At 33.2% G+C, this 22,997-nt stretch carries 25 protein-coding genes; 19 read left to right on the forward strand and 6 right to left on the reverse strand.

The genetic code is table 11. The features are described from left to right. Positions 1-15 precede the first annotated feature (15 nt). The gene (locus GIY83_RS17935) at positions 16-492 is read right to left on the reverse strand and encodes a TspO/MBR family protein (protein WP_194619990.1); all 477 of its coding nucleotides are present in this window, start codon (positions 490-492) and stop codon (positions 16-18) included. Positions 493-645: 153 nt separating this feature from the next. Here GIY83_RS17935 and GIY83_RS17940 point away from each other — a divergent pair, with 153 nt between their 5' ends. From GIY83_RS17940 to GIY83_RS17965, 6 genes are all read left to right on the forward strand, one after another. Further along, on the forward strand, positions 646-1,746 hold the full coding sequence (locus GIY83_RS17940) for a diphosphomevalonate/mevalonate 3,5-bisphosphate decarboxylase family protein (protein WP_194619939.1): 1,101 nt from the start codon (positions 646-648) through the stop codon (positions 1,744-1,746). A 31-nt stretch (positions 1,747-1,777) separates the two neighbouring features. Then, the gene (locus GIY83_RS17945; protein ID WP_194619937.1) at positions 1,778-1,927 is read left to right on the forward strand and encodes a hypothetical protein; all 150 of its coding nucleotides are present in this window, start codon (positions 1,778-1,780) and stop codon (positions 1,925-1,927) included. Between the two features lie 2 nt (positions 1,928-1,929). Beyond that, entirely contained in the window at positions 1,930-2,868 is a 939-nt protein-coding gene (locus tag GIY83_RS17950; protein WP_194619935.1) for a mevalonate kinase, read from the forward strand. A 72-nt stretch (positions 2,869-2,940) separates the two neighbouring features. Next, a complete protein-coding gene (locus GIY83_RS17955; protein WP_228520611.1) occupies positions 2,941-3,405 on the forward strand; it encodes a DUF502 domain-containing protein in 465 nt (154 codons plus the stop codon). Positions 3,406-3,600: 195 nt separating this feature from the next. Continuing rightward, positions 3,601-4,557, forward strand: coding sequence for a geranylgeranylglycerol-phosphate geranylgeranyltransferase (locus tag GIY83_RS17960; protein WP_194619933.1), 957 nt, complete (start codon positions 3,601-3,603; stop codon positions 4,555-4,557). Positions 4,558-4,924: 367 nt separating this feature from the next. Next, positions 4,925-5,833, forward strand: a complete 909-nt coding sequence (locus tag GIY83_RS17965; protein WP_083695183.1) for a pseudouridine synthase — start codon at positions 4,925-4,927, stop codon at positions 5,831-5,833. A 68-nt stretch (positions 5,834-5,901) separates the two neighbouring features. On the opposite strand, the gene GIY83_RS17970 is transcribed toward GIY83_RS17965, so the two are convergent. Together GIY83_RS17970 and GIY83_RS17975 are read right to left on the reverse strand one after the other, a co-directional pair. Next, the gene (locus GIY83_RS17970) at positions 5,902-6,504 is read right to left on the reverse strand and encodes a DUF937 domain-containing protein (protein WP_194619931.1); all 603 of its coding nucleotides are present in this window, start codon (positions 6,502-6,504) and stop codon (positions 5,902-5,904) included. A gap of 274 nt (positions 6,505-6,778) precedes the next feature. After that, on the reverse strand, positions 6,779-7,279 hold the full coding sequence (locus GIY83_RS17975) for a DUF456 domain-containing protein (protein WP_194619929.1): 501 nt from the start codon (positions 7,277-7,279) through the stop codon (positions 6,779-6,781). Positions 7,280-7,328: 49 nt separating this feature from the next. Here GIY83_RS17975 and GIY83_RS17980 point away from each other — a divergent pair, with 49 nt between their 5' ends. Both GIY83_RS17980 and GIY83_RS17985 read left to right on the forward strand, forming a co-directional pair. Further along, positions 7,329-7,712 carry a hypothetical protein gene (locus tag GIY83_RS17980; RefSeq protein ID WP_208682713.1) on the forward strand — a complete coding sequence of 128 codons (384 nt, stop codon included), beginning with the start codon at positions 7,329-7,331 and terminating at the stop codon, positions 7,710-7,712. A gap of 47 nt (positions 7,713-7,759) precedes the next feature. Further along, positions 7,760-8,245, forward strand: a complete 486-nt coding sequence (locus GIY83_RS17985; RefSeq protein WP_208682715.1) for a hypothetical protein — start codon at positions 7,760-7,762, stop codon at positions 8,243-8,245. A 284-nt stretch (positions 8,246-8,529) separates the two neighbouring features. Here the strand turns inward: GIY83_RS17985 and GIY83_RS17990 are convergent, their stop codons facing one another. Together GIY83_RS17990 and GIY83_RS17995 are read right to left on the reverse strand one after the other, a co-directional pair. After that, positions 8,530-9,633 carry a glycosyltransferase gene (locus GIY83_RS17990; RefSeq protein ID WP_208682717.1) on the reverse strand — a complete coding sequence of 368 codons (1,104 nt, stop codon included), beginning with the start codon at positions 9,631-9,633 and terminating at the stop codon, positions 8,530-8,532. Further along, a complete protein-coding gene (locus GIY83_RS17995; protein WP_208687218.1) occupies positions 9,630-10,574 on the reverse strand; it encodes a lysylphosphatidylglycerol synthase domain-containing protein in 945 nt (314 codons plus the stop codon). Before GIY83_RS17995 ends, GIY83_RS17990 begins: the two co-directional genes overlap by 4 nt. Positions 10,575-10,752: 178 nt before the next feature. On the opposite strand from GIY83_RS17995, the gene GIY83_RS18000 reads away from it, so the two are divergent. The 9 genes from GIY83_RS18000 to GIY83_RS18040 all read left to right on the forward strand — a co-directional run bounded on the left by GIY83_RS18000 (position 10,753) and on the right by GIY83_RS18040 (position 17,520). After that, positions 10,753-12,426: a WG repeat-containing protein gene (locus tag GIY83_RS18000; RefSeq protein ID WP_208682719.1), complete on the forward strand. Its 1,674-nt coding sequence runs from the start codon at positions 10,753-10,755 to the stop codon at positions 12,424-12,426. Between the two features lie 5 nt (positions 12,427-12,431). Beyond that, positions 12,432-12,986 (forward strand): crossover junction endodeoxyribonuclease RuvC, encoded by a 555-nt coding sequence (gene ruvC / locus GIY83_RS18005; RefSeq protein WP_099710470.1) that lies wholly within the window; start codon positions 12,432-12,434, stop codon positions 12,984-12,986. 89 nt (positions 12,987-13,075) lie between these two features. Continuing rightward, positions 13,076-14,209, forward strand: coding sequence for a radical SAM family heme chaperone HemW (gene hemW, locus GIY83_RS18010; RefSeq protein ID WP_194619919.1), 1,134 nt, complete (start codon positions 13,076-13,078; stop codon positions 14,207-14,209). 183 nt (positions 14,210-14,392) lie between these two features. Continuing rightward, complete coding sequence (locus tag GIY83_RS18015) at positions 14,393-14,710, forward strand: GxxExxY protein (RefSeq protein ID WP_370514212.1); 318 nt, start codon at positions 14,393-14,395, stop codon at positions 14,708-14,710. Positions 14,711-14,761: 51 nt separating this feature from the next. Continuing rightward, complete coding sequence (locus tag GIY83_RS18020) at positions 14,762-15,544, forward strand: cyclase family protein (RefSeq protein ID WP_208682720.1); 783 nt, start codon at positions 14,762-14,764, stop codon at positions 15,542-15,544. A gap of 59 nt (positions 15,545-15,603) precedes the next feature. Beyond that, on the forward strand, positions 15,604-16,002 hold the full coding sequence (locus tag GIY83_RS18025; RefSeq protein ID WP_208682722.1) for a GNAT family N-acetyltransferase: 399 nt from the start codon (positions 15,604-15,606) through the stop codon (positions 16,000-16,002). Next, positions 16,002-16,352, forward strand: coding sequence for a DUF4260 domain-containing protein (locus tag GIY83_RS18030; protein WP_208682724.1), 351 nt, complete (start codon positions 16,002-16,004; stop codon positions 16,350-16,352). Before GIY83_RS18025 ends, GIY83_RS18030 begins: the two co-directional genes overlap by 1 nt. A gap of 6 nt (positions 16,353-16,358) precedes the next feature. Then, positions 16,359-16,730: an MmcQ/YjbR family DNA-binding protein gene (locus GIY83_RS18035; RefSeq protein WP_208682726.1), complete on the forward strand. Its 372-nt coding sequence runs from the start codon at positions 16,359-16,361 to the stop codon at positions 16,728-16,730. 73 nt (positions 16,731-16,803) lie between these two features. Beyond that, positions 16,804-17,520: a PH domain-containing protein gene (locus GIY83_RS18040; RefSeq protein WP_208682728.1), complete on the forward strand. Its 717-nt coding sequence runs from the start codon at positions 16,804-16,806 to the stop codon at positions 17,518-17,520. A 132-nt stretch (positions 17,521-17,652) separates the two neighbouring features. Here GIY83_RS18040 and GIY83_RS18045 read toward each other — a convergent pair whose 3' ends face one another. Further along, a complete protein-coding gene (locus GIY83_RS18045; RefSeq protein WP_208682730.1) occupies positions 17,653-18,753 on the reverse strand; it encodes a DUF4407 domain-containing protein in 1,101 nt (366 codons plus the stop codon). A gap of 236 nt (positions 18,754-18,989) precedes the next feature. Here GIY83_RS18045 and GIY83_RS18050 point away from each other — a divergent pair, with 236 nt between their 5' ends. Beyond that, on the forward strand, positions 18,990-21,800 hold the full coding sequence (locus GIY83_RS18050) for a TonB-dependent receptor (RefSeq protein WP_208682732.1): 2,811 nt from the start codon (positions 18,990-18,992) through the stop codon (positions 21,798-21,800). Between the two features lie 73 nt (positions 21,801-21,873). Beyond that, positions 21,874-22,932 (forward strand): phytase, encoded by a 1,059-nt coding sequence (locus GIY83_RS18055; RefSeq protein ID WP_208682734.1) that lies wholly within the window; start codon positions 21,874-21,876, stop codon positions 22,930-22,932. The last annotated feature ends 65 nt before the right edge of the window (positions 22,933-22,997 follow it).

The raw sequence follows: 22,997 nt of genomic DNA on the forward strand, positions 1-22,997 counted from the left end.
CCTGAAACTAAAATTTTATCTGTTCAACCACCAAATACTAGCATTCAAAATTCCGGCAAAAGCAACCCAAGCCATATAAGGAATCAGTAAATAACCGGCAGTTTTGTTGATTTTGGTAAACTTTAAATACGTTTCGTAAATCATTAACCATAATAGAGCAATTTCAATTAAAGCCAACATCGGATTTTTTAATCCGAAGAAGATATACGACCAAATCGCATTCAATGTCAATTGAATTAAGAAGAAACCTAATGCAACTTTTACTTCCTGGTTTTGTTCCTTTATTTTATCCCAAACCAATCCGGCTGCAACTGCCATTAAAATATAAAGCAATGTCCAAACCGGCATAAAAATCCAATTGGGCGGATTAAAACCTGGTTTTATAATCGTTGGATACCAACTTTCAACGCTTGGTCTGGTTACTATACTTGCAGAATACCCAACCATTAAACAAATTATTAGCGCTATGACGATTTTGGTGATCTTGTTTATTTTCATTCTATTCAATTTTTAGTCAAAAATAGTTAAAAAGAAAGTGTAAACCATATAAGTGATATAAGTTCATTTTAGTTTCGCTTACATTTTCTTATATAACTTATATGGTAAAAATATTTAAAAACTATCTTTGCCAAAATTTTATAATTCATGTTTACAGCAACTGATTTTATTCCTAAAAAATATACTTCGACTATCGAAAACGGAAATTTTGAGTGGAGCGCTCCCAGCAATATTGCATTAGTAAAATATTGGGGAAAAAAAGACAATCAAATCCCGGCAAATCCTTCAATAAGTTTTACACTTAATAATTGTAAAACGATTACCAAATTAGGTTTTAAAAAAAGAGACACTTCGACTTCGCTCAGCGTGACAAATGGCTTTTCTTTCGATTTACTTTTTGAAGGAAAACCAAAAGAAGATTTCAAACCTAAAATTCAGAAGTTTTTAGAACGAATTGAGTTTTACTTGCCTTTTTTGAAAGACTATCATTTTACGATTGATACTCAAAATACATTTCCGCACAGTTCAGGAATTGCTTCTTCGGCATCTGGAATGGCAGCGTTGGCAATGAATTTTATGAGTTTAGAAAAAGCTTTGAATCCTGAAATGACAGACGATCATTTTTACAAAAAAGCATCTTTTTTAGCTCGTTTAGGCTCTGGAAGCGCTTGCAGAAGTGTAAAAGGAAATGTTGTTGCATGGGGAAATCAGGCAAATATTGAAGGAAGCTCAGACTTATACGGAGTGGAATTTCCGTACGCTATCCATGAGAATTTCAAGAACTATCAAGATACTATTTTATTGGTCGATAAAGGCGAAAAACAAGTTTCCAGTACTGTTGGGCACGATTTGATGCACAATCATCCATATGCCGAAAGACGTTTTGCGCAGGCACATGAAAATCTGGATCAGCTAATTGCCATTTTCGAAAGCGGAAATTTAGATGAATTTATTAAAGTGGTCGAAAGTGAAGCTTTGACTTTACATGCCATGATGATGACTTCGATGCCGTATTTTATTTTGATGAAACCAAATACTTTGCAGATCATTAATGCTATCTGGAAATTCAGAAATGAAACACAAATTCCGGTTTGTTTTACGCTTGACGCCGGAGCAAATGTTCATGTACTTTATCCCGAAAACGTTAGCGAGAAAGTATTACAATTTATTAAGGACGAATTAGTTGTATTTTGTCAGAATCGTCAGTACATTTGCGACCAAATTGGAGACGGTGCAATTGCATCATAATTTTCCGTATCTTTAATTAAAATTTTGATTGATGGGCATCAAAGCAGAAAAAATCAAAGTAATGAAATTGATTATGGAATGTAACGATCCTATAATCCTAAGAAAAGTTAGAGAGATTCTTGAGAAGGGATTAAATAAAAAATCTTCTACACCAAATAAAATAAAGAAAGACATAAAATAAACATGAAAGGACCATTATTTTACTCAAAAATATTACTCTTTGGAGAATACGGAATCATCCGCGACTCTAAAGGACTTTCTATTCCTTATAATTTTTATAATGGCGCATTGAAGAAATCCGAAGATCCTTCGGCGGAAGCAATTGCATCAAACGCAAGTTTACAACGTTTTGCAACTTATCTTGAAACTTTACAAACAGAACAACCTGAATTGGTATCTTTTGATTTGGCAAGTTTAAAAAATGATGTCGAAACCGGAATGTATTTTGACTCAAGTATTCCGCAAGGATACGGAGTTGGTAGTAGCGGCGCTCTTGTTGCTGCTATTTACGACAAATATGCTACACACAAAATAACCGTTCTAGAGAATTTAACTCGCGAAAAACTGTTACAACTAAAAAATATTTTTGCTCAAATGGAGAGTTTTTTCCACGGAAAAAGTTCTGGTTTGGATCCTTTAAACAGTTATTTAAGCATTCCGATTTTAATTAATTCGAAAGATAATATCGAAGCAACCGGAATCCCGACTCAAAGTTTTGACGGAAAAGGCGCTGTCTTTTTATTAGATTCAGGAATCGTAGGTGAAACTGCTCCTATGGTGAACATTTTTATGGAAAACCTGAAAGATAAAGGTTTCCGTGCGATGCTTAAAAATCAATTCGTAAAATATACTGATGCCTGCGTAGAAAACTTTTTGCATGGTGACATGAAATCGTTGTTTACCAATACTAAAAAGCTGTCAAAAGTCGTTTTAAACAACTTTAAGCCAATGATTCCGGAACAATTTCACGGAATCTGGCAAAACGGAATCGACACAAATGATTATTACTTAAAACTTTGTGGTTCTGGCGGAGGTGGTTATATTCTTGGATTTACTGAGGATTTAGAGCGCGCTAAAGTATCTTTAAAAGACTATAAATTAGAGGTTGTTTATCAATTCTAATAAACTTCTTTAAAAAAAGTACTGGCCTATTGAATTGCTTTCCTGAAATCATCACCCTAAAAGTTATTTAATATGAAGAGTATTTTACAGATTATCAAAGCAACTTTTTTAGGCGGAATTCTGTTTTTAGCACCACTTGTTTTGTTATTGATTATTCTGGAAAAAGGATATCATATCATTCAAAAAATTACGCTTCCGATCGTAAATCATTTCCCGAAAGTAAAAATTCTAGGATTGGCAATTGAAGAAATTGTAGCCATAATAATCATATTTCTTATTTGCATTACAGCCGGTTTAATTGTCCGAACAGCTTATGCGAAGAAATTGATTCAAAGACTTGAAAACGGAATTCTGAGTTCCATTCCGGGTTATTCGTTCATCAAGAAAACGAATGAAAACATTATGGGCTTGGAATCTAATGAAAATTTAAAAGTCGTTCTGGTTCCAACTGATGCAGGAACGCAATTTACCTTTTTGATAGAACAAATAAACGATAACAATTTTGCAGTCTTTGTTTCTGCTGCACCAAACCCTTGAAGTGGCTCTGTTTGTTTTGTAGAAAAAAAAAGACATCAAAGAAGTCGACATTTCTCAAAAAGAAGCCTTAGCTTGCATACGGAAATTAGGTTTTGGTTCGAAAGCATTGTTAAAAGACAAACTTTAATGTTTTTTAAACTAAACCTCTAAAATTAAAACAAGCCTTAAATTAAAATCCCAAACTAACTTTAAAAAATGTTAAGCAGACAGCATAAACTTTTAGTAATGAAAATTGTTAGTTTGTTCTCAGTAGTGAGAGGTTACAACATTCCTATTATTGTTTTAGCACAATATTTATCTGCGATTTTTATATTGGCTCCTGAGAAAAGGGCGCTCGACATTTTACTTGATTTTAATTTATTTTTAATTGTTTTTGCTTCTGCGATTACGATTGCTTCAGGATATATTATTAATAATTTTTACGACAGTCAAAAGGATTTAATCAACAGACCCAACAAATCGATGCTGGATCGATTAGTAAGTCAGAAAACGAAATTGTCAGTGTATTTTACGCTTAATTTTATTGCAGCTTTCATGGCTTTGATTGTTTCCTGGCGTGCATTTTTGTTCTTTTCGGCGTATATTTTCCTTATTTGGTTTTACTCTCATAAAATAAAAAAATACCCCATTGTTGGTAATTTGACCGCTGCGTTTTTGGCTGTTTTGCCTTTTTTCGCAATTCTGCTCTATTTCTACAATAAGGTTTCGTTTGAGGAAATTGAGGATCATATGAGTCATTTTATGGTGATTTCGGCACATGCGGTTTTCTTGTTTTTATTATTGCTTGTTCGCGAAATGATAAAAGATCTGGAGAATCTTAAAGGAGATTTGGTAAACAATTACAGAACAATTCCGATCATCTATAACGAAACGGTTTCTAAACAAATTATTACAGTTCTAACATTTTTAACCGTGATTCCGGTGTATATCCTAATCAACATTTATGATGTGGGTTATATGGATATTTACTTTTATGTATGTTTTGCCGTTTTGTTGTTTTTCCTGATTTACTTATGGAAATCGAATTCTAAAGGGCAGTTTCTGCTTTTGCATAATGTATTGAAATTCCTAATTGTTTCAGGCGTTTGCTGTATTGTTTTGATAAACCCAAGTGTTTTATGGCACGGGAAGAACTTGCTTTTACATCCCTAGCTTGGATAATGGCTTATGCTAAAAATGGCACGCAGATGACGCGGATCTAGGCAGATGTGCACAGATTTTTTATTCCCAACTTTGTGTTTTCTCTGTGTAAAATCTTTGTGCATCTCTGTGGTAACCTTTCTCAAAATGTCTGAAAAAAAGCCAATTATCTGAAAATAGCCCCGATTGCAGTGGAAATCTTTTTATATTTTTCCTTTAAAAAAATAAAAGATTGAAACGAAAAGCGGGAGAAGATGCCTGAAAAAAAGCCAATTGTACTGCTCCTGCAGCCCTAAAAAATAATAGCTATTAATCTAAGAACAATGAACTTAGGATTATTTAGCAAGAATAAACTATCTTTGCACAAATTACAGAATTTATGAACAATAAGGAAGGCAATAATAAAAGAGGCGGTTCTAGACCAAATAGCTCTAGGCCAAACTCTAACAAGCCAAAACCTCCTATGGCGAAGCGCGCCCAAGGGCCGAAAAAAGTGAAACCTGCTGTTAAGGCTGCGGAAGAAGAAGCGGCACAAAAACTTAAAAAACAGAATCAGGCTCCAAAAAGACAAAAAGCTGCAGACGAAATTCGTTTGAATAAATACATCTCTAATTCTGGTGTTTGTTCGCGTCGTGATGCTGATATATACATTCAGTCTGGAAACGTTAAAGTAAATGGCGTACCGGTTACTGAAATGGGTTATTTAGTAAAATTGAATGATGTTATTAATTTTGATGGTGTAGTTTTGACTCCTGAAAAGAAAGAATACATCTTGTTGAACAAACCTAAAAACTTTACAACTGCGCTTGACGAAGGTCAGGAATACCGTAACGTTCTGGAACTTGTTCGTGGTTCTACAACGGCAAAAATTGCCCCAATTGGTAGAATGGACAAGAATACAACTGGTTTATTGTTGTTTACTAATGATACTGATATGATTCGTAAATTTACTTTGCCGAGTCAGAAATCATCTAAAATCTATCAGGTTTCTCTAGATAAAAACTTGAAATTTGAGGATTTAGAAAAAATAAGCAAAGGTTTGGTTCTTGACGGACACCGTGTGTTTGTTGAAGAAATAAGTTATATCGAGAAAGAAGCAAAAAGCGAAGTGGGTCTTAAACTGCGTTCATCGAATGTAAAAGTGGTTCGTGCTATTTTCGAAAACTTTGACTATGATGTTTTACGTATAGATCGTGTATCGTTTGCTGGTTTGACCAAAAAGAATTTACCAAGAGGTAACTGGCGCTTTTTGACAGAGCAAGAAATTATCAATTTGAAAAACGTTTAAGAAACGATTCAAAAATTGATTTGAATATAAATCCTGTTTTACTTTTGTAAGATGGGATTTTTTTTATTTTAGAAACTGAAAAAGTTGTGACCGAAAAGGGTGAAAATAGATCTTCCGATGGATTGGTTTTTTTCTTCGACTGATTCGTAACATGAAAAACCTAAGATAATTTTGATTCCGGGAGGAATGCTGTTTAAGATATCTCTTTTTTGATCGTCCAGAAGTAATTTTAGACTGTCTAACAATTGAAGATTGTTTTTAAGATAAGAAGCAACTAATAAGGCTGAAAAGTTTAGGATCTCTCTGGCTGTTTCGCTTTTGATGCCGACTTCGTTGGAGATCATTTCAGAAATTCTTCCTTTTTTATTTGTAAAAATTTCTTTCAGTAAATCGTTTCCTTCCAAGCGATAACAATCATCTACTGATAAAATTCGGCCGGATGTAAAATCGACTTCCTGATAAAATGTCGAATCTTCTTGTATTTGCGAGACCAGTCCTTTGCAAAAATCCGATTCCTCGGCCCTATTGTATAAACCCATTAAGACTGTACCTATCGAAACATCAATTCCCTTTATTAAAAGTGCATCATTTTCAAAATAAAACTTGTTTAACTTTGAAACAACATTAGAAGAAATAAAACGTCTAAGTTCAATTTGTAGGTTTGGAGTCATACTTAAATGGTTTAAAATGTTATTTAAATCTATTCAAAATAACCGATAAAGTGAGGCTTTTTATCGTTTATCAGGATAAAAATATAAAATATTTTAACATTTCCAAAAAATAAGTGAAATACCTGAGCGATCGATTAACAGTTGTTTAACAAAAAAAACTGCTCGCGTCAGTAAACATAACCCTTTCGTTATCAAATCAAAGTAGAATTATTTTTTTGTAAATTTTAACAAAAAAATCAAAAAATAAGAAAAAAGCTAAATAACTGTTACACAATTAAAACAAAAAGTTTCGATATTCCCATGTGACACTCAAAAATATGCCTAGAAAAATAATACAAAACATAAAATTGATAAAACTAGAGGCCAAAAAACCAAGTAAAGATCCCGTTGCAGCCTTTAGCGCTCGTTTGTGATTTTTTGAATCATAAATTATTTCGCCCACAAAAGCCCCCACAAAAGGACCAATAATAACTCCAAAAGGTATAGGTGCCAGAATACCAACAATTAACCCAATATTGGTTCCCCAGATTCCGTACGAACTTCCTCCAAATTTTTTGGTTCCTTTTGCCGGAATCACATAATCGAGAACCGTTATTATTATCGTGATCACAAGGGTAATACCCAGAACCCAATAATTATTCTCTACCGCTTTTGTCATGTACAGCAATAAAAGCCCCACCCAACAACTGGTCAAGCCAGGCAAGACAGGCAGAAAACTACCAAAAATGCCCACGATCATGCATATAAAACCAAGTAACAACAATAGTAAATCCATATATTTTTTTGTAATTTAGCACCTACAAACTCTTTAGTAAATCCAGTCAATGCGCAGACTTTTACAAATCGCATTATTTATTTCCTTGATTATTTCAATCAACGATACTGCTTATGCGCAAGTTAAAAAACTGTCTGTCGACGATCAATTAATTCAGGATAGCATCTATAAAAGTAATAAGAAAAAAGTTCTCAATTTTTCTATGAAAGAATTTGATACACTTTTCTTTGAATACTTTAATCGTAAAAATGATGCAAATGTTGTTTTAACCAGAAAAGAATTTTACAATTACACGGTTCAAATCGCTACATTTTCTGATCGCTTGTCTTCTCTATATCCTGACCAAAAAGAAGTTGCAGCGCAAAATAAAGAACAATGGCTTTCAGAAAGCTATGAAGATTATCTGCAATACAAAGCTTCTCAAAAAAAATAATCGTATTTTTATACCATAATCAGTTTATTCAATTCAACATCAAAATCTTGAAGCAGTTTTTCCTTTTTTTAGTTATCTTATCTTTCAATTCTTGTCAATATATTGACAAGCAGGTTCCGTCTGAAAAAGAGTTACTTCAAAAAGAATTAAAATCGATCAATTGGAAAGAAGTCGACGAATATCCATCAGTAGCAAATTGCGAAAAAATCGCTGATAAAAAACAACGCCAACAATGCTTTTTTCAGGTAATGGCACAGCTTATTCAGCAAAAACTAGACATCGATACACTTTCTATACTGTATCCTGAACTCGATACGATTCAGGTAAAAGTAACGGTTTTCCCTAATTCAACAATGAAATTCGAACCGCAATTTCCTAAAGACTCCGTTGCTTACGATACCATCAAAATCGATAGTATTCTACATGCGCGTTTGGTCGATTTCCCAAAAATAAATCCTGCCCTAAAACGCGGACTTCCGGTAAAAACCCAATTTATTTTGCCTGTTATTCTTAAAGAAAAAGGTAAAGAGTAATTTTTTGATCTTTGAGATTTATAGCACGCAGGTTTTACGGATTTAAACAGATCTGCGCAGATTTCTTTTTCTTATTTTATGTCATCGTACTAACAAAATACGGCACGTGTAATTCAACAAAGATTGAACTTAGACGATTTTCAAAATAAAACATTACAAAAAATCCGCCCAAATCCGTGCTTTCGCAAAGCGAATCCCTATCATCCGCGTGCCACTTAGCGTTCATAATAGTATACGTTTTCCATTGGAATTTGGAATTTATCGCAAGCCTTCGGGATTGGAATTTAATTTCTAAATCTTCTCCCCTTCCATTCATAAGTCCCAAATAAACTATACAAAGCGACAGTCGAACTAAAGAAAGGATATAGCAAACTACTTAAAACCAGGCTTTTTATTCTGGTTTTAGTCAAAAACTGATTCGTTTTATAAAGCAGGATAAAATCGATTATAAACTTAGAAAAGGCTAATAAAACAAAAAAAGGACAAGGCCAAATCGCTAAAACACAAAATAAAAATCCAATAACAAAACCCAGATTTCCAAACAAAACAATCAACCCTAAAACCTTTCCGAAATTACTTTGATACGAACTTGTTTTTGCTGCCCAACGCACTCGTTGATAAAATAAAGACTTCCAGTTTTCTGTTGGTTTTGTAATTACAATAGCCTCTTTTGCTTTTAGATAATCAACTTTATCCGGAAATAAATTGGCCGCTTTTTGCAATAAAAAAACATCATCGCCACTGGCAATTTTATTATTTCCGTCAAACCCATTTAGCTTTTCGAACAAAGATTTCGTGTAGGCAAAATTAGCTCCGTTACACATAAAAGCGTTGCCAAGCCCAAAACTTCCTATTGTTGCTCCTTGTAAACTCGTTAAATCTAATTGTTGAAAATGATCCAGAAATGAATTCTCGCATTGATAAGTAACTGCGCCCGCAAGTATCGAGACATCATGTTGCTGAATATAATTATCAAATGTTAGAAGCCAGTTTTTAGGCACCAGGCAATCAGCATCAGTAGTAATCACCCACTTGGTTTTTACGTGTTGCATCGCTGTAGCAATGGCATCTTTTTTAGGAGAATTCGAAACTCTAATATTATCGATTATAAAAACCTGGAATTTGGAATTTAAAATTTGGAATTTTTCGCTAGAATTGTCATCCACTAAAATTACTTCGAATAAATTCTTCGGATAATTTAAGTTTGAAAAGCTTTGCAAAAGGTTTGGCAAATTCTCTTCTTCATCCCTGAACGGAACTATAATTGTAAAACTGGTTCGCGGTTTTAAGTCTTCTTTTTGATAGTTCTTTACTTTGGTAAAACCATAAATAAGTAAGCCTATCGTAATTACATAGATAGATAATATGAAAAATAAAAACCAGATCATTCTACAGCTTTCGTTTTGAAATTCAGCACATAATAAGCACCAATAACTACTGGCAATACGACGTTAAGAAACCACATCAAAGTACTGATAAAAACTACAATCCATTCGTTTACACCTAATATTCCGAAGAAATATATGCCGACACTTCCTTTTACTGCAAAATCCAGAAACTGAAAAGTGGGTAATGATGAAGCCAAAAAATAAACCACAGCAATTGTAACAATCAAAGTAAAATAAGGCAAATCGACATCAAAAGCGAGAAACAAAACGTAATATTGATGTGAGAAAACCAGGTAACGCAAAACTCCTAAAAGAATATTTTTACGATGAACCGCTTTAGGGATTTCATTGATTTTATGCAATAACTTTTCGATCGAATATCCTTTGATTTTTATTTTCTTTAGTGAAAACAAAACAATAAAAAGCAATACAAAACCTCCAAATAAAATGGCAACCGTTTGAGTCGTAATCACCTCGTATTTAGCATTAAAATACAATAAGCCAAAAAGCCCAAAAATCACCGTCAAGATCATTTGGATTCCATTGCAAATCAAATTCAGAAAAACTACTTGTTTAGCTTCAGATTTCGGATAAAACAATGCTTTTCCTGCGTACTCTCCCACACCATTTGGCGTAAAAATTCCTGCCGTAAGTGCCGCCAGAACTTGCTTTATAGCTTCTCCTAATGAGATTTCGTGAATTACTTTGGCCAGATTCTGCCATTTCAAAATCTCGAAATAACGATTCAAAACACTTAGAAGTAATATAAATCCAATTCCTAAAACCGATTGATTTTTGCGAAACAGCTTAATGAACTTTTGCCAATCGAGTTTGTCATTATTTGCTAACTGATTATAAATAAAATAAAATGCACCACCTACAATCAAAAGTTTGATCAGAAGAACTAGGAATTGTTTAGCTTTGTGAGGAATTGAAATCATGCCGCAAAAGTAATCAATTTGAGTACGAATAATATTCGTTTTTCTAAAGATTAAAATCATCGATTATCCATATCAAAATATGTTAAAACTATTCATTAAAATATTCCTAGTATCCTTCCTATTCTATTCATGTAATAAAGTTGACTCTAAAAACCAACCTAGAACATATATTAGAATCATGGGAGAAAATTCTTGGGGATTTAATGATGAAAAAGGAAATTCTATTATCCCTTTAGGAAAATATAATTTTTTAAATCCTATTGATGAGAAAGGAATGATATTAGCTGAATTAGGCAATAAACATGGTTATATTGATATTAATCAAAAAATTATAGTTCCTTTCGAATATGATGACATTGATCTATTTAATCATGAATTGGCTTCAGTCAAAAAAAATGGTAAGTATGGTTTCGTAAATAGAAAAGGAAAAATAGTAATCCCTATTCAATTTGATAATAATAGCGATTTTACAAACTCTGGATTAGCACTTGTAGAAAAAAATAATAAGTTTGGATTTATAAATCAAACAGGAAAAGAGATAATTTCAATCAATTATCAAAATGCCAATGAAGCTACATTTGACAGTTTAATTACATTGAACAAAAAAGGGAAATGGGCATTTTTCGATTATAAGGGAAAACAAAAAACAGATTTTATATATGATGAAATTTTTGTAACGGACATTAGTTTAAAAGGAGAAAATGGAAGTACTTTTTGGAGAAACGGATTGATTTTGGTTAGAAAAAATCGTCAAACCGCATATTTAGATAAAAATTTAAAAGAAGTAATTCCTTTTGGAAAATATGATTCCGGAGAAAGATTCAATCAAAATAGAATTGCAATTGTTTCTAAAAATCACAAATATGGAATTATAAATGAATTTGGAAAAGAAATAGTCAAACCGGAATATGATACATTAGAACATCCCGAAGAAGGTTACCATGAATCTGAAATCTTCGAAGGAAAAAATAAAAATTATATTACTTTACTGGATAAAAGCGGAAATAAAATCTATGACAAAATAAAAGATTACCGCTTTGATTTTAGTCGTCTGCGCAAAAAAAATTATAGAATTTATATCATTCAGAATTTTAAAAAACAATATGGCGTAGTTGATGCTCAAGGACAAATAATTATTCCTTTCATGTATGATGTAATTCAAGATTTTAACGGAACAGCAAATACAGTAGTCGAACTCAAAGGAAAATCTGGTATTATTAGTTCATTTAACCAAATTTTATATCCAATAGACAATGATGCAATAATGACTGGGAAAGATCTCGATTATTATATCATAAGCAAAAACAACAAAGCCGGAATTATTAGTAAAAATTTAAAAACAATTTTAAATTTCGATTATCAGGATTTGTCTCCTTGTTTTTATGACAATAAAAACTTTTTCATAGCTAAACAAAATAATAAATATGGCGTTATAAATAGATTAGGAAGAATAGTTATTCCTTTTGAATATAGTAAAATGTCAAATTGGGTCGAATATGGTCCAGGTTCTAATTATCATTTTGTTAGCAAAAACAATAAGAATGGTTTGATTACCAAAGAAGGAAAAACTGTGATTCCGGTTATTTATGATAGTTTGTTTTACATCGATAATAACAAAATTATTCTTTCTAAAAATGGCGAATATGGCGTCGTAAACATTAATAATAAAAGTATAATACCTCTTGAGTATGAAAAAATATATACAGATTTAGCCTTTGCTGCAAAAAAGGAAGTAGATGAATTTTATGTTTTAAAAAATGGAAAGTATTTCATTATAAATAATAAAAAGAAAATAATTAAAGAGAATATCTCTAAGGAAGAAGTTGAAAAGAAATTCTCTTATTTAAATTAAAAAACTTGACAAAAGAACGCATCATATTAGGTATTGACCCCGGAACCACCATTATGGGTTTTGGATTGATAAAAGTCATCAATAAAAAAATGGAATTTTTGCAATTGAACGAATTGCAATTGTCTAAATATGACAATCATTACCAAAAACTAAAAATCATTTTTGAGCGTACCATTGAACTAATCGAAACGCACAATCCTGACGAGATTGCGATTGAAGCACCTTTCTTTGGTAAAAACGTGCAATCGATGTTAAAGTTGGGTCGTGCCCAAGGTGTTGCAATGGCAGCAGGACTTTCGAGAGATATTCCGATTACTGAGTACGAACCTAAAAAGATAAAAATGGCGATTACCGGAAACGGAAATGCCAGCAAGGAACAAGTCGCCAAAATGCTGCAACAACTTTTAGGCCTAAAAGAATTACCTAAAAACCTAGATTCAACCGATGGGTTGGCGGCTGCAGTTTGTCATTTCTTTAACTCGGGAAAAATCGTTGCCGGAAAAAGTTATACGGGTTGGGATGCTTTTGTAAAACAAAACGAAGATAAAATTAGAAAATGAATCAATGTGCCAATTTGATAATTAGAAAATTTTACAGACACGAAAAGAATTATCTAATTTTCTAATTACCCCTATTATCTAATTAAAAAATGTCAGGAATATATATTCATATACCATTCTGCAAGCAAGCTTGCCATTATTGCGACTTTCATTTTTCGACTTCTATGAAAAAGAAAGACGATATGGTTTTGGCTTTAGCCAAAGAAATTGCCATGCGTAAAAATGAGTTTTCAACTGAAATGGTAGAAACCATTTATTTTGGTGGTGGAACACCTTCTGTTTTGACAAATGACGAAATAAAATTTTTAATTTCAGAAGTTTATAAAAATTATAGTGTTGTCGAAAATCCCGAAATTACACTCGAAGCCAATCCGGATGATTTATCGACCGAACGAATTCTGGAATTATCTAAGAGCCCCATAAACCGCTTAAGCATAGGGATTCAGTCTTTTTATGAAGAAGATTTAAAAATGATGAATCGTGCGCATAATTCGGAGGAAGCCATAAATTGTTTAACAGAAGCAACAAAATATTTTGATAATATCTCACTCGATTTAATTTACGGGATTCCGGGACTAACAGATGAAATGTGGAGGAAAAATATCGAAACGGCATTATCTTTTGGTATTCCGCATATATCGAGTTATGCTTTGACGGTTGAACCTAAAACGGCTTTAAGAAAACTAATCGATACCGGGAAAATCGCTGAACCAGAAGACGAAGTAGCTTCAAACCATTTTATGATTTTGGTTGAAACGCTTCAAAAAAATGGCTTTATTCATTACGAATTATCCAATTTTGGCAAGGAGAATTATTTTTCTAAAAACAATTCAGCCTATTGGTTGGGAAAAAAATATATCGGAATTGGGCCTTCGGCACATAGCTATAATGGCGAAAAAAGAGGCTGGAATGTAGCGAATAATTCGCTTTACTTAAAGTCGATTCAAAATGATGAACTTCCAATCGAAACTGAAACCCTAACCATTTCTGATCGTTATAACGAATATATTATGACAGGATTACGAACTATTTGGGGCGTTTCGTTAGAAAGAATTGAAACTGAATTTGGCGTAGAATATCTTGATTATCTAACAAATCAAAGTCAGAAATTCTTGGATGATGATTTGCTTTTCATCGAAAATAACATTATAAAACCAACCGCAAAAGGAAAATTTTTAACGGATGGAATTGCTTCAGATTTATTTTATCTAAATTTAGAATGAGAGCTTAACCGCAAGGTTCGCTAAGATTTACGCAAAGAACGCTATTTATTTTTTTATAAGAATAAATTTGCGTAAATATTTTAAATACCACATTTGAGTTTTTAATTTTTAAAATTAATACTCATGTGAGAAAATGAATTATCAAGAATTGTATTTAACTGTGCTTTAAAAGTTCATCAAACTTTGGGACCTGGACTTTTGGAAAGCGCTTATGAGGAATGTCTTTTTTACGAATTAAAAAAGTTAGGCTTAGAAATTGAAAAACAAAAACCTTTACCTTTAATTTACGAAGAAGTAAAACTAGATATTGGTTATCGACTAGACATTATAGTTGAAAATAAATTAATTTTGGAAATAAAATCTGTTGATGTTTTAAATGAAGTTCATTTTGCTCAATTATTAACCTATTTAAAATTAACAAATTGTAAATTAGGCTTATTAATAATTTTCAATGTAGCTTTAATAAAAAACGGCATTAGAAGAATTGTAAACAATCTTTAAAAAACTTTGCGCCCTTTGCGTAAACCTTAGCGAACCTTGCGGTTAAATAATATGTTAGCAAAAATCAACAACTTCGAAATAGACCTATCAAAACCCATTGATATTTCGATTCCGTTAACGAATACAGATGAAAATCCGATTGCATGGTACATAGAAAAACCGGTAATTGAACCGGTCGTTTTTGGAGATTGGATTGGGAAAGTTTCTGAGGGAAAATCATCGACGAATTTCAATAATATCTTTTTCAATCCGCATGGGCACGGAACGCATACGGAATGCTTAGGACATATAACGAATGATTTTTACAGTATCAATCAATCTTTGAAGCAGTTTTTCTTTTTTGCAAAACTGATTACGGTTGAGCCAGAAAAAGTTGGTGATGATTGGATGATTACAAAAGAACTAGTTGAAAAAGCAATGCGCACTTCGACTTCGCTCAGTGTGACAACTGAAGCTCTTATTATCAGAACACTTCCAAATCAGAAAGACAAAAAGTCCCGAAAATACTCCAATACAAATCCGCCTTATTTGTCTGAAGAAGCCGCGATTTTCATCCGCGAAAGCGAAATTCAACATTTGCTAATCGATTTGCCAAGTGTTGACAAAGAGCATGACGAAGGAAAATTATTAGCCCATAAAGCATTTTGGAATGTAAAAGACACTTTAAACCTAAATCCAGATGCACGTTTGAATGCAACAATTACCGAAATGATTTATGTTCCGGACGAAATTGAAGATGGAGACTATATACTAAATTTACAAATCGCTTCGTTTGAAAATGATGCAAGTCCGAGTAAACCTATACTATATAAAATTGCAGATTTTAGACGGTAGATTTTAGATTCTACTTCTGCAAAAAATCTAAATTCTGAAATCTAAAATCTAAAATTAAAATGATCACCATATCTACAGACAAAACCAAACTTGACGTTCCGTTTATACAAAATTTCCTCAAGGATATTTATTGGGCTGCGGGAAGAACTATCGAAGAAGTTCAGATTACAATTGATGCTTCTGTTTGTTTTGGAATTTACCTGAACGACAAACAAATTGGGTTTGCGAGAGTAATTACCGATTATGTGGTTTTTGGTTACGTGATGGATGTTTTTATCACCGAGGAACATCGCGGAAAAGGATATTCGTCTATTTTAATCGAAAATATGATGAACGAACCCATTCTTAAAAACATTCAAATATGGAGATTGGCCACAACTGATGCGCACTTTTTATATCGCAAATTTGGTTTTACTCAATTGGAACATCCCGAAAAATTAATGGAGAAAAAAGTATAATGAAAACAATAATCAAACTCGAAGAAACGGCTTTATTTATTCTGGGAATCTTTTTATTCAACCGCTTAAATTTTGATTGGTGGTGGTTTTTGGTTTTAATTTTAGCGCCGGATTTGTCTATGCTGGGCTATCTTTTTGGGAATAAAAGCGGTGCATTTTTTTATAATGTATTTCATCATAAAGGAATTGCACTTTTAACTTATGCTTTAGGATGTTATTTGAGTATTGAAACGATTCAATTAGCCGGAATTATTTTATTTTCACATTCTGCAATGGATCGAATTTTTGGTTACGGTTTAAAATACGAGAAAGGTTTTAAATACACACATTTAGGTGAAATTGGTAAATAAAATAAGATGAATCTAGAAACATTTTACGAATATTGTCTTTCGAAAAAAGGAGTTAGCGAACATTTTCCTTTTGATGAAGATACTTTGGTTTTTAAGGTGGGCGGAAAAATGTTTGCCTTATCTTCCTTATCACAATGGGAAAAAAATGAACCTTCAGTCAATTTAAAATGCGATCCGGAACGTGCCCAGGAACTGAGAGCCGAATATGATGAGATAAAACCGGGATTCCATATGAGCAAAGTGCATTGGAATACGATTGCCTTAAACGGAAATTTATCGAATACCTTGGTCAAAGAATTAATCGATCATTCGTATGAATTGGTTTTCAAAAGTTTGACAAAGAAAATTCAGAATGAAATTATTGAATTAGAAAATTAGGCATTACATTTGCAATGTCAGTCAAAAAACTTAGCAACTCAGTTACCTGGTAACTCAGCAACTTTATTAAACCATGAAAGAACAATTTAAAAAATTTCTGAACGAAGAACAAGATCCAAAAGCGATTGAAAAAGTCACTTCAAAACTCAATGATTTATTGATGAAAGGTGAAGAAATTGGATATATTGCCGTTCAAAAAAAACCGGCAATTACTGTTTTTCCTGATAGTATTGTATTAACAAACAAACGAATCATTATTTGTCAACCTAAAAATTTAGGCCTTTCAATGGATTTTACAGATTATACCTGGGATAATGTTGCGGGTGCTTTTGTAAAAGAAAATATTTTAGGTTCTGAATTCTCATTTAATACCAATACTGATTTTTCTATTTCGATTGATTACATTCCGAAAATTCAGGCCAGAAAAATATATACTTACGCAAAAGAGCAATTGGATTTAATAAAAAATCCTATTATTGCCGAAACTCCAATTGTAGAAACAGCACAAGTTGTTGAAGAAGAAGACGATATTGAAGATGAAGTGGAAGAAGTTGAAACGGAAGAAGTAACCAATTATGCTGAAATTATGCCGGCTGCTACTCCATCTTATACAGAAACTTATGAGCCAATTCAGCCAGCACAACCTGCAACAGGAGATCGTAAATTAAGTGATTTATCTAAAGAAGAACTTTTTGATAAATTACAGAATTATAAAAAATTGCTTGATAATGGTTTAATCATGCAAGGTGAATATGATGCTTACAAAAAAGAAATATTGAGCTATATGTAATAATCTAACCGCAAAGAGGGCGCAAGGATTTTACGCAAGGTTCGCAAAGAAAAAAACCATCAGTTTTATAGCTGATGGTTTTTCTTTATATAAACTTGCGAACTTTGCGCATTCCTTTGCGATTAAGCCTTTTTACAAAGTTGCTTTCTGCTTTTCAACAAAACTATTCGATTGCAGTTCTAATAACTCCGTTGCATTTTTACGCTGCAGATCGTATAGATTTTTATCTTCGGCGATATCAGCATATACTTTATCATGCATTTCTGCACTGGTTTTTACTAATAAATCACGTTGGTATTTGTTTTGTGCCAAAGTTGCTTTCATCGCAGTTTCGGCTTCTTCTTGTTTAAAATCGAATTCGCCTTTTGGAGCTAAAAGTTTCGCAATAATTGGAGACGTTTCGATTGCTAAAAACAACAACATAATAAAGAATGACGGTAACCAGGGCAATTTATCCAATGCATTAATACGCGCCATTAAACCATCAAAACCTTCAATGATGGGTTGTGTTTGCGATACTTTTTTATCTAAATCGGCTTGTAATTGTTTGCCTGCTTTTTCTTTCTCGGCAATTTTAGCTTCATTAGTCGCTTTTAGAGTTTCAAATTCTTTTAATGCGGCATCGTGTTTTTCTCGCTTTTCTTTATAAACGGGACCTTTTCCGAGTTTTTTAGTTCCGGTAGTTCCTTCAGCTTCTGTGATATAAGTAGAGTAAAGTGCATTTACTTCTTTCTCTTTGTTCACAATATCTGTTTTTAAAGCCGCAATTTCAGCTTTATTTTTATCTAAATCTGATTTGAAATAATTACCCACTTGTTTTTTATTTGCCAATTCCATTTCATTTTTTTCCTTCAATAAAACGGTATTGATTTCTTTTTCGAAAATTTTAATCTCCAAAGGTTTCGAAATTACGATAGCAATAATAACGGCCAACATAATTCGGGGAGTCGCTTGCAGAAATTCATCAAAAAACCGATCTCTTTTTTTAATCGTCGAAACAATAAATCGGTCCAGATTAAAAATCAGTAAACTCCATACAAACCCAAAAGCTATAGCCGGATAAATAGAGTCAAAAACAGTAAAAAGCGCATAAGCACTGGCCAAAAAAGCCATAACGGCAGTGAAGAAAACCGTGGCACCAATACCAACATATTTGGTTTGTTCGCCTTCTGAGCAACCTTCGAGCAGGTCACGATCAGCTCCTGAACACAGGATAAAAAATTGTTTAAGCATGATTGATGATTTTTGATTATGATTGATAGGGCAAATTTAGCGCCAAAAATTTAATTCTGTGTTAAATAGTTGATTTGTTTTCTGTTGCGCTCATAAAAATTTCATTTTTATTAAATGTTATTTTAACATTAATCTATTTCTAATGTTAGGAGGGAATCATAACACTACCTTAATTTTTTCCAACGTCTTTAATAACATTAAGGTTCTAGTTTCGCAACAAAACAAACTAAAACACAATGAAAAAAATTTATTTAGTAGTAACATTCATGCTATTGGCCTTTTCGGGTTATGCCCAAAAAGCCATAATCTCAGGAAAAGTATTAGATGTTGATGACAAACTTCCTTTACCAGGAGCAATGATTCAAATTGTAGGCGAAAACAAATACACAGTTTCAGATTATAATGGTCGTTTTGAATTATTGAACATTAATGTAGGAACATACAAAGTAGAAGTAAAATATATAGGATATACCGCCATTACACAGGAAATTACTGTAGAACAAGGCAAAAATAACGTAATTGATTTTGCACTTAAAACTTCGGGAACTGAATTGAACGAAGTGGTTGTTGGAGACATTTTAAAAGGTCAGGCCAAAGCGTTGAACCAACAAAAAAACAGTAAAAATATCGGAAACATTATTTCATCTGACCAAATGGGGCGTTTCCCTGATGCCAATGTTGGAGACGCTTTAAAACGTGTTCCGGGTATCACCATGCAAAACGATCAGGGTGAAGCACGTAACATTATTATTAGAGGTTTAGCTCCGTCATTGAACTCGGTAACTTTAAATGGTGACAGAATCCCGTCTGCAGAAGGAGATAACAGAAACGTTCAAATGGATTTAATTCCGTCTGATATGATTTCGACTATCGAAGTTAACAAAACCCTGACTTCAGATATGGATGCTGATGCTATTGGAGGTTCTGTAAATTTAGTAACAAGAGCAACTCCAAATGGTGAAAGAATCTCGGCAACTCTTGCGGGTGGCTATATGCCAATTCGCGAACACGCTACTTATACAGCAGGATTGGTTTATGGAAATCGTTTTTTAGATAATAAGTTGGGAGCTGTTTTTAGCGGATCTTACAATAACGTAAACTACGGATCTGATAATATCGAAAACGAATGGGTAAAAGATAAATTCGGGAATGAGTACCTGCAAGCTTCAGAAATTAGAAAATATGATGTACAACGTATTCGTCGCAGCGGATCTGTAGCTTTAGATTATAAGTTTGATGAAAACAATACCATTTTTGCCAATGCCATTTATAACTGGAGAGACGACAGAGAAAACCGTTTTAGAACGACTTATGACGATATTGAACCTATTTATAACGGCGAACAAATTACAGGTTTTGAAGGTCGTGTAAAACGCCAGACAAAAGGTGGAGTTGACAATGATCGTAATAAAAACAGAAGATTAGAAGATCAGCGTGTGCAGAATTATTCGATTCGCGGAGAACATTTAATCAACTCTAAATTAGATTTAGACTGGTCAGCAAACTATGCAAAAGCAAGAGAATATCGTCCGCAGGAGCGTTATATCGAATACCGTCAAAAAGGTCTTGAAATGACAGAAGATTTATCTGATATCAGATTTCCTTTGATGACAACAGTTGGAGAATCTACAGATAAATTCAAATTTGACTCCGTTACAGAAAACACAGATGAAACGAGCGAAAGCGAATTTGGAGCAAAGGTTAATATTCGTTTTCCTTTTACCATTATTCCATCTGAAAAAGGACGATTAAGAACCGGATTAAGACTTCGATTAAAAGAAAAGGAAAGAAATAATATGTTCTATTCTTACGAGCCAATCAACGACGGAATGGAATTATTATCTGAAGTACCTACTAATTATTATGATGGAAAAAACTTTAATCCGGGTAGTAAATATGTTCCGGGAATTTTGGCCTCTGCAAGCTTTTTAGGAAGTTTAGATTTAAACAATTCAACATTATTTGATAAAACATCAGATCCTGCAGAATATTTAGCAGTAAATTATAATGCCAAAGAAAGTATTTATGCTGCTTACGTAAGATGGGATCAGGATTTTAATGATAAACTATCAATGGTTTTAGGTTTCAGGGTTGAAAACACTCATATAGATTACACCGGAAACCGTGTTTTGGATGAAGAAGAATTAGAAAGCCAAATCAACACAAAAAACTCTTATACCAATTTATTGCCAAGTATCTCTTTACAATATAATGCTACCAAAGATTTAATTTTAAGAGCTGCTGTTACAACGGCTTTGGCAAGACCGAACTATTATGCATTGGCACCTTATGTAAACAATATTGCTGCCGATAAAGAAATTACAGCAGGAAATCCTGGTCTTGAGGCAACTTACTCTTACAACTATGATTTCATGGCCGAGAATTATTTTAAATCTGTTGGTTTAATTTCAGGAGGTGTTTTCTATAAAAAATTAGATAATTTCATCTACAATTATAGTGACAATCAATATGATGCTGCAAAATTTGCTGCTGATTTCCCTAATCAGACTAATCCAATTCCAGCGGGAGAAAACTGGTCGTTCCTGCAATCAAGAAACGGAGATACAGTTGACGTTTATGGTTTCGAAGTTGCTTTTCAACGTCAGTTAGATTTTCTTCCTGGTAAATTCCTGAAAGGATTTGGTATTTATTTGAACTATACCTACACAAAATCAAAAGCAAAAGGAATTGCCGATGAAGACGGAAACGAAAGAAACAACATCAGTCTTCCGGGTACAACGCCACATATGTTCAACGGATCATTGTCTTGGGAAAATAAACGTTTTTCTGCCAGAGTTTCGACCAACTTTACTTCAGATTATTTAGATGAATTAGGTTCAGAATCTTATAAAGACAGTTACTACGACAAACAATTTTTCTTAGATGCCAATGCTTCTTACAAGATTACTCCTAAACTTCGTCTTTTTGCCGAAGCCAACAATTTAACTAACCAGCCTTTACGTTACTACCAAGGAGTTGAGGCGCATACCAAACAAGCAGAGTACTATCAGGCCAGATATAATTTTGGTTTGAAACTTGACTTGTAATAATCAATTTATAAAATGCTTAAATTAGACAGAACTTAGCAGTTCTGTCTAGTTTTATTAAATGAAATCCATAATGAAAAATAAATCTATAATAGCTTTTTTACTTTTAAGTACTTTATTCATCGCTTGTAAAGATGACAAACTTGCTCCCGTTGCTGCAAATGCAGTAAAACCTACAGTGGTTACCGAAGCTTTACCTCACGATACAGATGATCCTTCGATCTGGATTCATCCAACAGATGCTTCTAAAAGTATTATCGTAGGGACAGATAAAGATACCGACGGCGGTTTGTATGCCTTTGATTTAAAAGGGAAAATTGTTGCAAAATCAGAAGTTTTAAAACGTCCTAATAATGTTGACATCGCTTACGGCTTACTAATCGACGGAAAAAAAGTAGATGTTGCCGTAACCACAGAACGTGAATCGAACAAAATAAGAGTTTTTAGTTTACCGGATCTAAAAGCAATCGATAATGGCGGAATTGCTGTTTTTGAAGGCGAAGAATTACGCGATCCAATGGGAATTGCTTTGTACACCCGAAAAAGTGATGGTAAAATCTTTGCGATTGTAGGCAGAAAATCAGGACCATCAGGAAGCTATTTATGGCAATATGAACTTTCCGGAAACGGGAAATTTGCTACAGCAAAAGTGGTTAGAAAGTTTGGCGCTTATAGCGGAAAGAAAGAAATCGAAGCCATTGCCGTTGATAACGAATTAGGAACTGTTTTGTATTGCGACGAACAATTCGGAATTAGAAAATACAAAGCTGATCCTGCTTTGAATGACAATAAAGAGATAGCCCTTTTTGGGAAAACAGGTTTCAAAGCCGATAACGAAGGAATCGCTATTTATAAAAAAACAGATTCTACCGGATATATCTTAATATCCAACCAGCAAGCGAATACTTTTATGGTGTATCCAAGAGAAGGTGCAAAAGGAAACCCGAACGATTATCGTTTATTGGCTGAAATTCCAACATCGACTATTGAATGTGATGGTGCCGATGTTACCAGTGTAAATTTAGGAGGAAATTTCAAAAACGGTCTTTTCGTAGCCATGAGCAACGGAATGACGTTTCATTATTACGCCTGGGATTTGATCCAGAAACGTATCGACGAAGCTAAGAAATAAGTTTTCAGTCGCAGTCTTCAATTTCTTAACTGTGACTGAAGACTGAGACTGAAAACTGAGACTGA

Origin of the sequence: Flavobacterium sp. SLB02 (assembly GCF_009664855.1) — a bacterium.
GTDB lineage: Bacteria > Bacteroidota > Bacteroidia > Flavobacteriales > Flavobacteriaceae > Flavobacterium.

Bases quoted from the DNA above. Each gene is read 5' to 3' on its own strand.
- GIY83_RS18025 (WP_208682722.1), top strand. From the start codon at position 15,604: ATGATCACCATATCTACAGACAAAACCAAACTTGACGTTCCGTTTATA.
- GIY83_RS17955 (WP_228520611.1), top strand. From the start codon at position 2,941: ATGAAGAGTATTTTACAGATTATCAAAGCAACTTTTTTAGGCGGAATT.
- GIY83_RS18030 (WP_208682724.1), top strand. From the start codon at position 16,002: ATGAAAACAATAATCAAACTCGAAGAAACGGCTTTATTTATTCTGGGA.
- GIY83_RS18045 (WP_208682730.1), bottom strand. From the start codon at position 18,753: ATGCTTAAACAATTTTTTATCCTGTGTTCAGGAGCTGATCGTGACCTG.
- hemW (WP_194619919.1), top strand. From the start codon at position 13,076: ATGTCAGGAATATATATTCATATACCATTCTGCAAGCAAGCTTGCCAT.
- GIY83_RS17990 (WP_208682717.1), bottom strand. From the start codon at position 9,633: ATGATCTGGTTTTTATTTTTCATATTATCTATCTATGTAATTACGATA.
- GIY83_RS17970 (WP_194619931.1), bottom strand. From the start codon at position 6,504: ATGACTCCAAACCTACAAATTGAACTTAGACGTTTTATTTCTTCTAAT.
- GIY83_RS18055 (WP_208682734.1), top strand. From the start codon at position 21,874: ATGAAAAATAAATCTATAATAGCTTTTTTACTTTTAAGTACTTTATTC.
- GIY83_RS18020 (WP_208682720.1), top strand. From the start codon at position 14,762: ATGTTAGCAAAAATCAACAACTTCGAAATAGACCTATCAAAACCCATT.
- GIY83_RS17945 (WP_194619937.1), top strand. From the start codon at position 1,778: ATGGGCATCAAAGCAGAAAAAATCAAAGTAATGAAATTGATTATGGAA.
- GIY83_RS17975 (WP_194619929.1), bottom strand. From the start codon at position 7,279: ATGGATTTACTATTGTTGTTACTTGGTTTTATATGCATGATCGTGGGC.
- GIY83_RS17950 (WP_194619935.1), top strand. From the start codon at position 1,930: ATGAAAGGACCATTATTTTACTCAAAAATATTACTCTTTGGAGAATAC.
- GIY83_RS18040 (WP_208682728.1), top strand. From the start codon at position 16,804: ATGAAAGAACAATTTAAAAAATTTCTGAACGAAGAACAAGATCCAAAA.
- GIY83_RS17995 (WP_208687218.1), bottom strand. From the start codon at position 10,574: ATGATTTCAATTCCTCACAAAGCTAAACAATTCCTAGTTCTTCTGATC.
- GIY83_RS17960 (WP_194619933.1), top strand. From the start codon at position 3,601: ATGTTAAGCAGACAGCATAAACTTTTAGTAATGAAAATTGTTAGTTTG.
- GIY83_RS17965 (WP_083695183.1), top strand. From the start codon at position 4,925: ATGAACAATAAGGAAGGCAATAATAAAAGAGGCGGTTCTAGACCAAAT.
- GIY83_RS17980 (WP_208682713.1), top strand. From the start codon at position 7,329: ATGCGCAGACTTTTACAAATCGCATTATTTATTTCCTTGATTATTTCA.
- GIY83_RS18000 (WP_208682719.1), top strand. From the start codon at position 10,753: ATGGGAGAAAATTCTTGGGGATTTAATGATGAAAAAGGAAATTCTATT.
- GIY83_RS18035 (WP_208682726.1), top strand. From the start codon at position 16,359: ATGAATCTAGAAACATTTTACGAATATTGTCTTTCGAAAAAAGGAGTT.
- GIY83_RS17940 (WP_194619939.1), top strand. From the start codon at position 646: ATGTTTACAGCAACTGATTTTATTCCTAAAAAATATACTTCGACTATC.
- GIY83_RS18050 (WP_208682732.1), top strand. From the start codon at position 18,990: ATGAAAAAAATTTATTTAGTAGTAACATTCATGCTATTGGCCTTTTCG.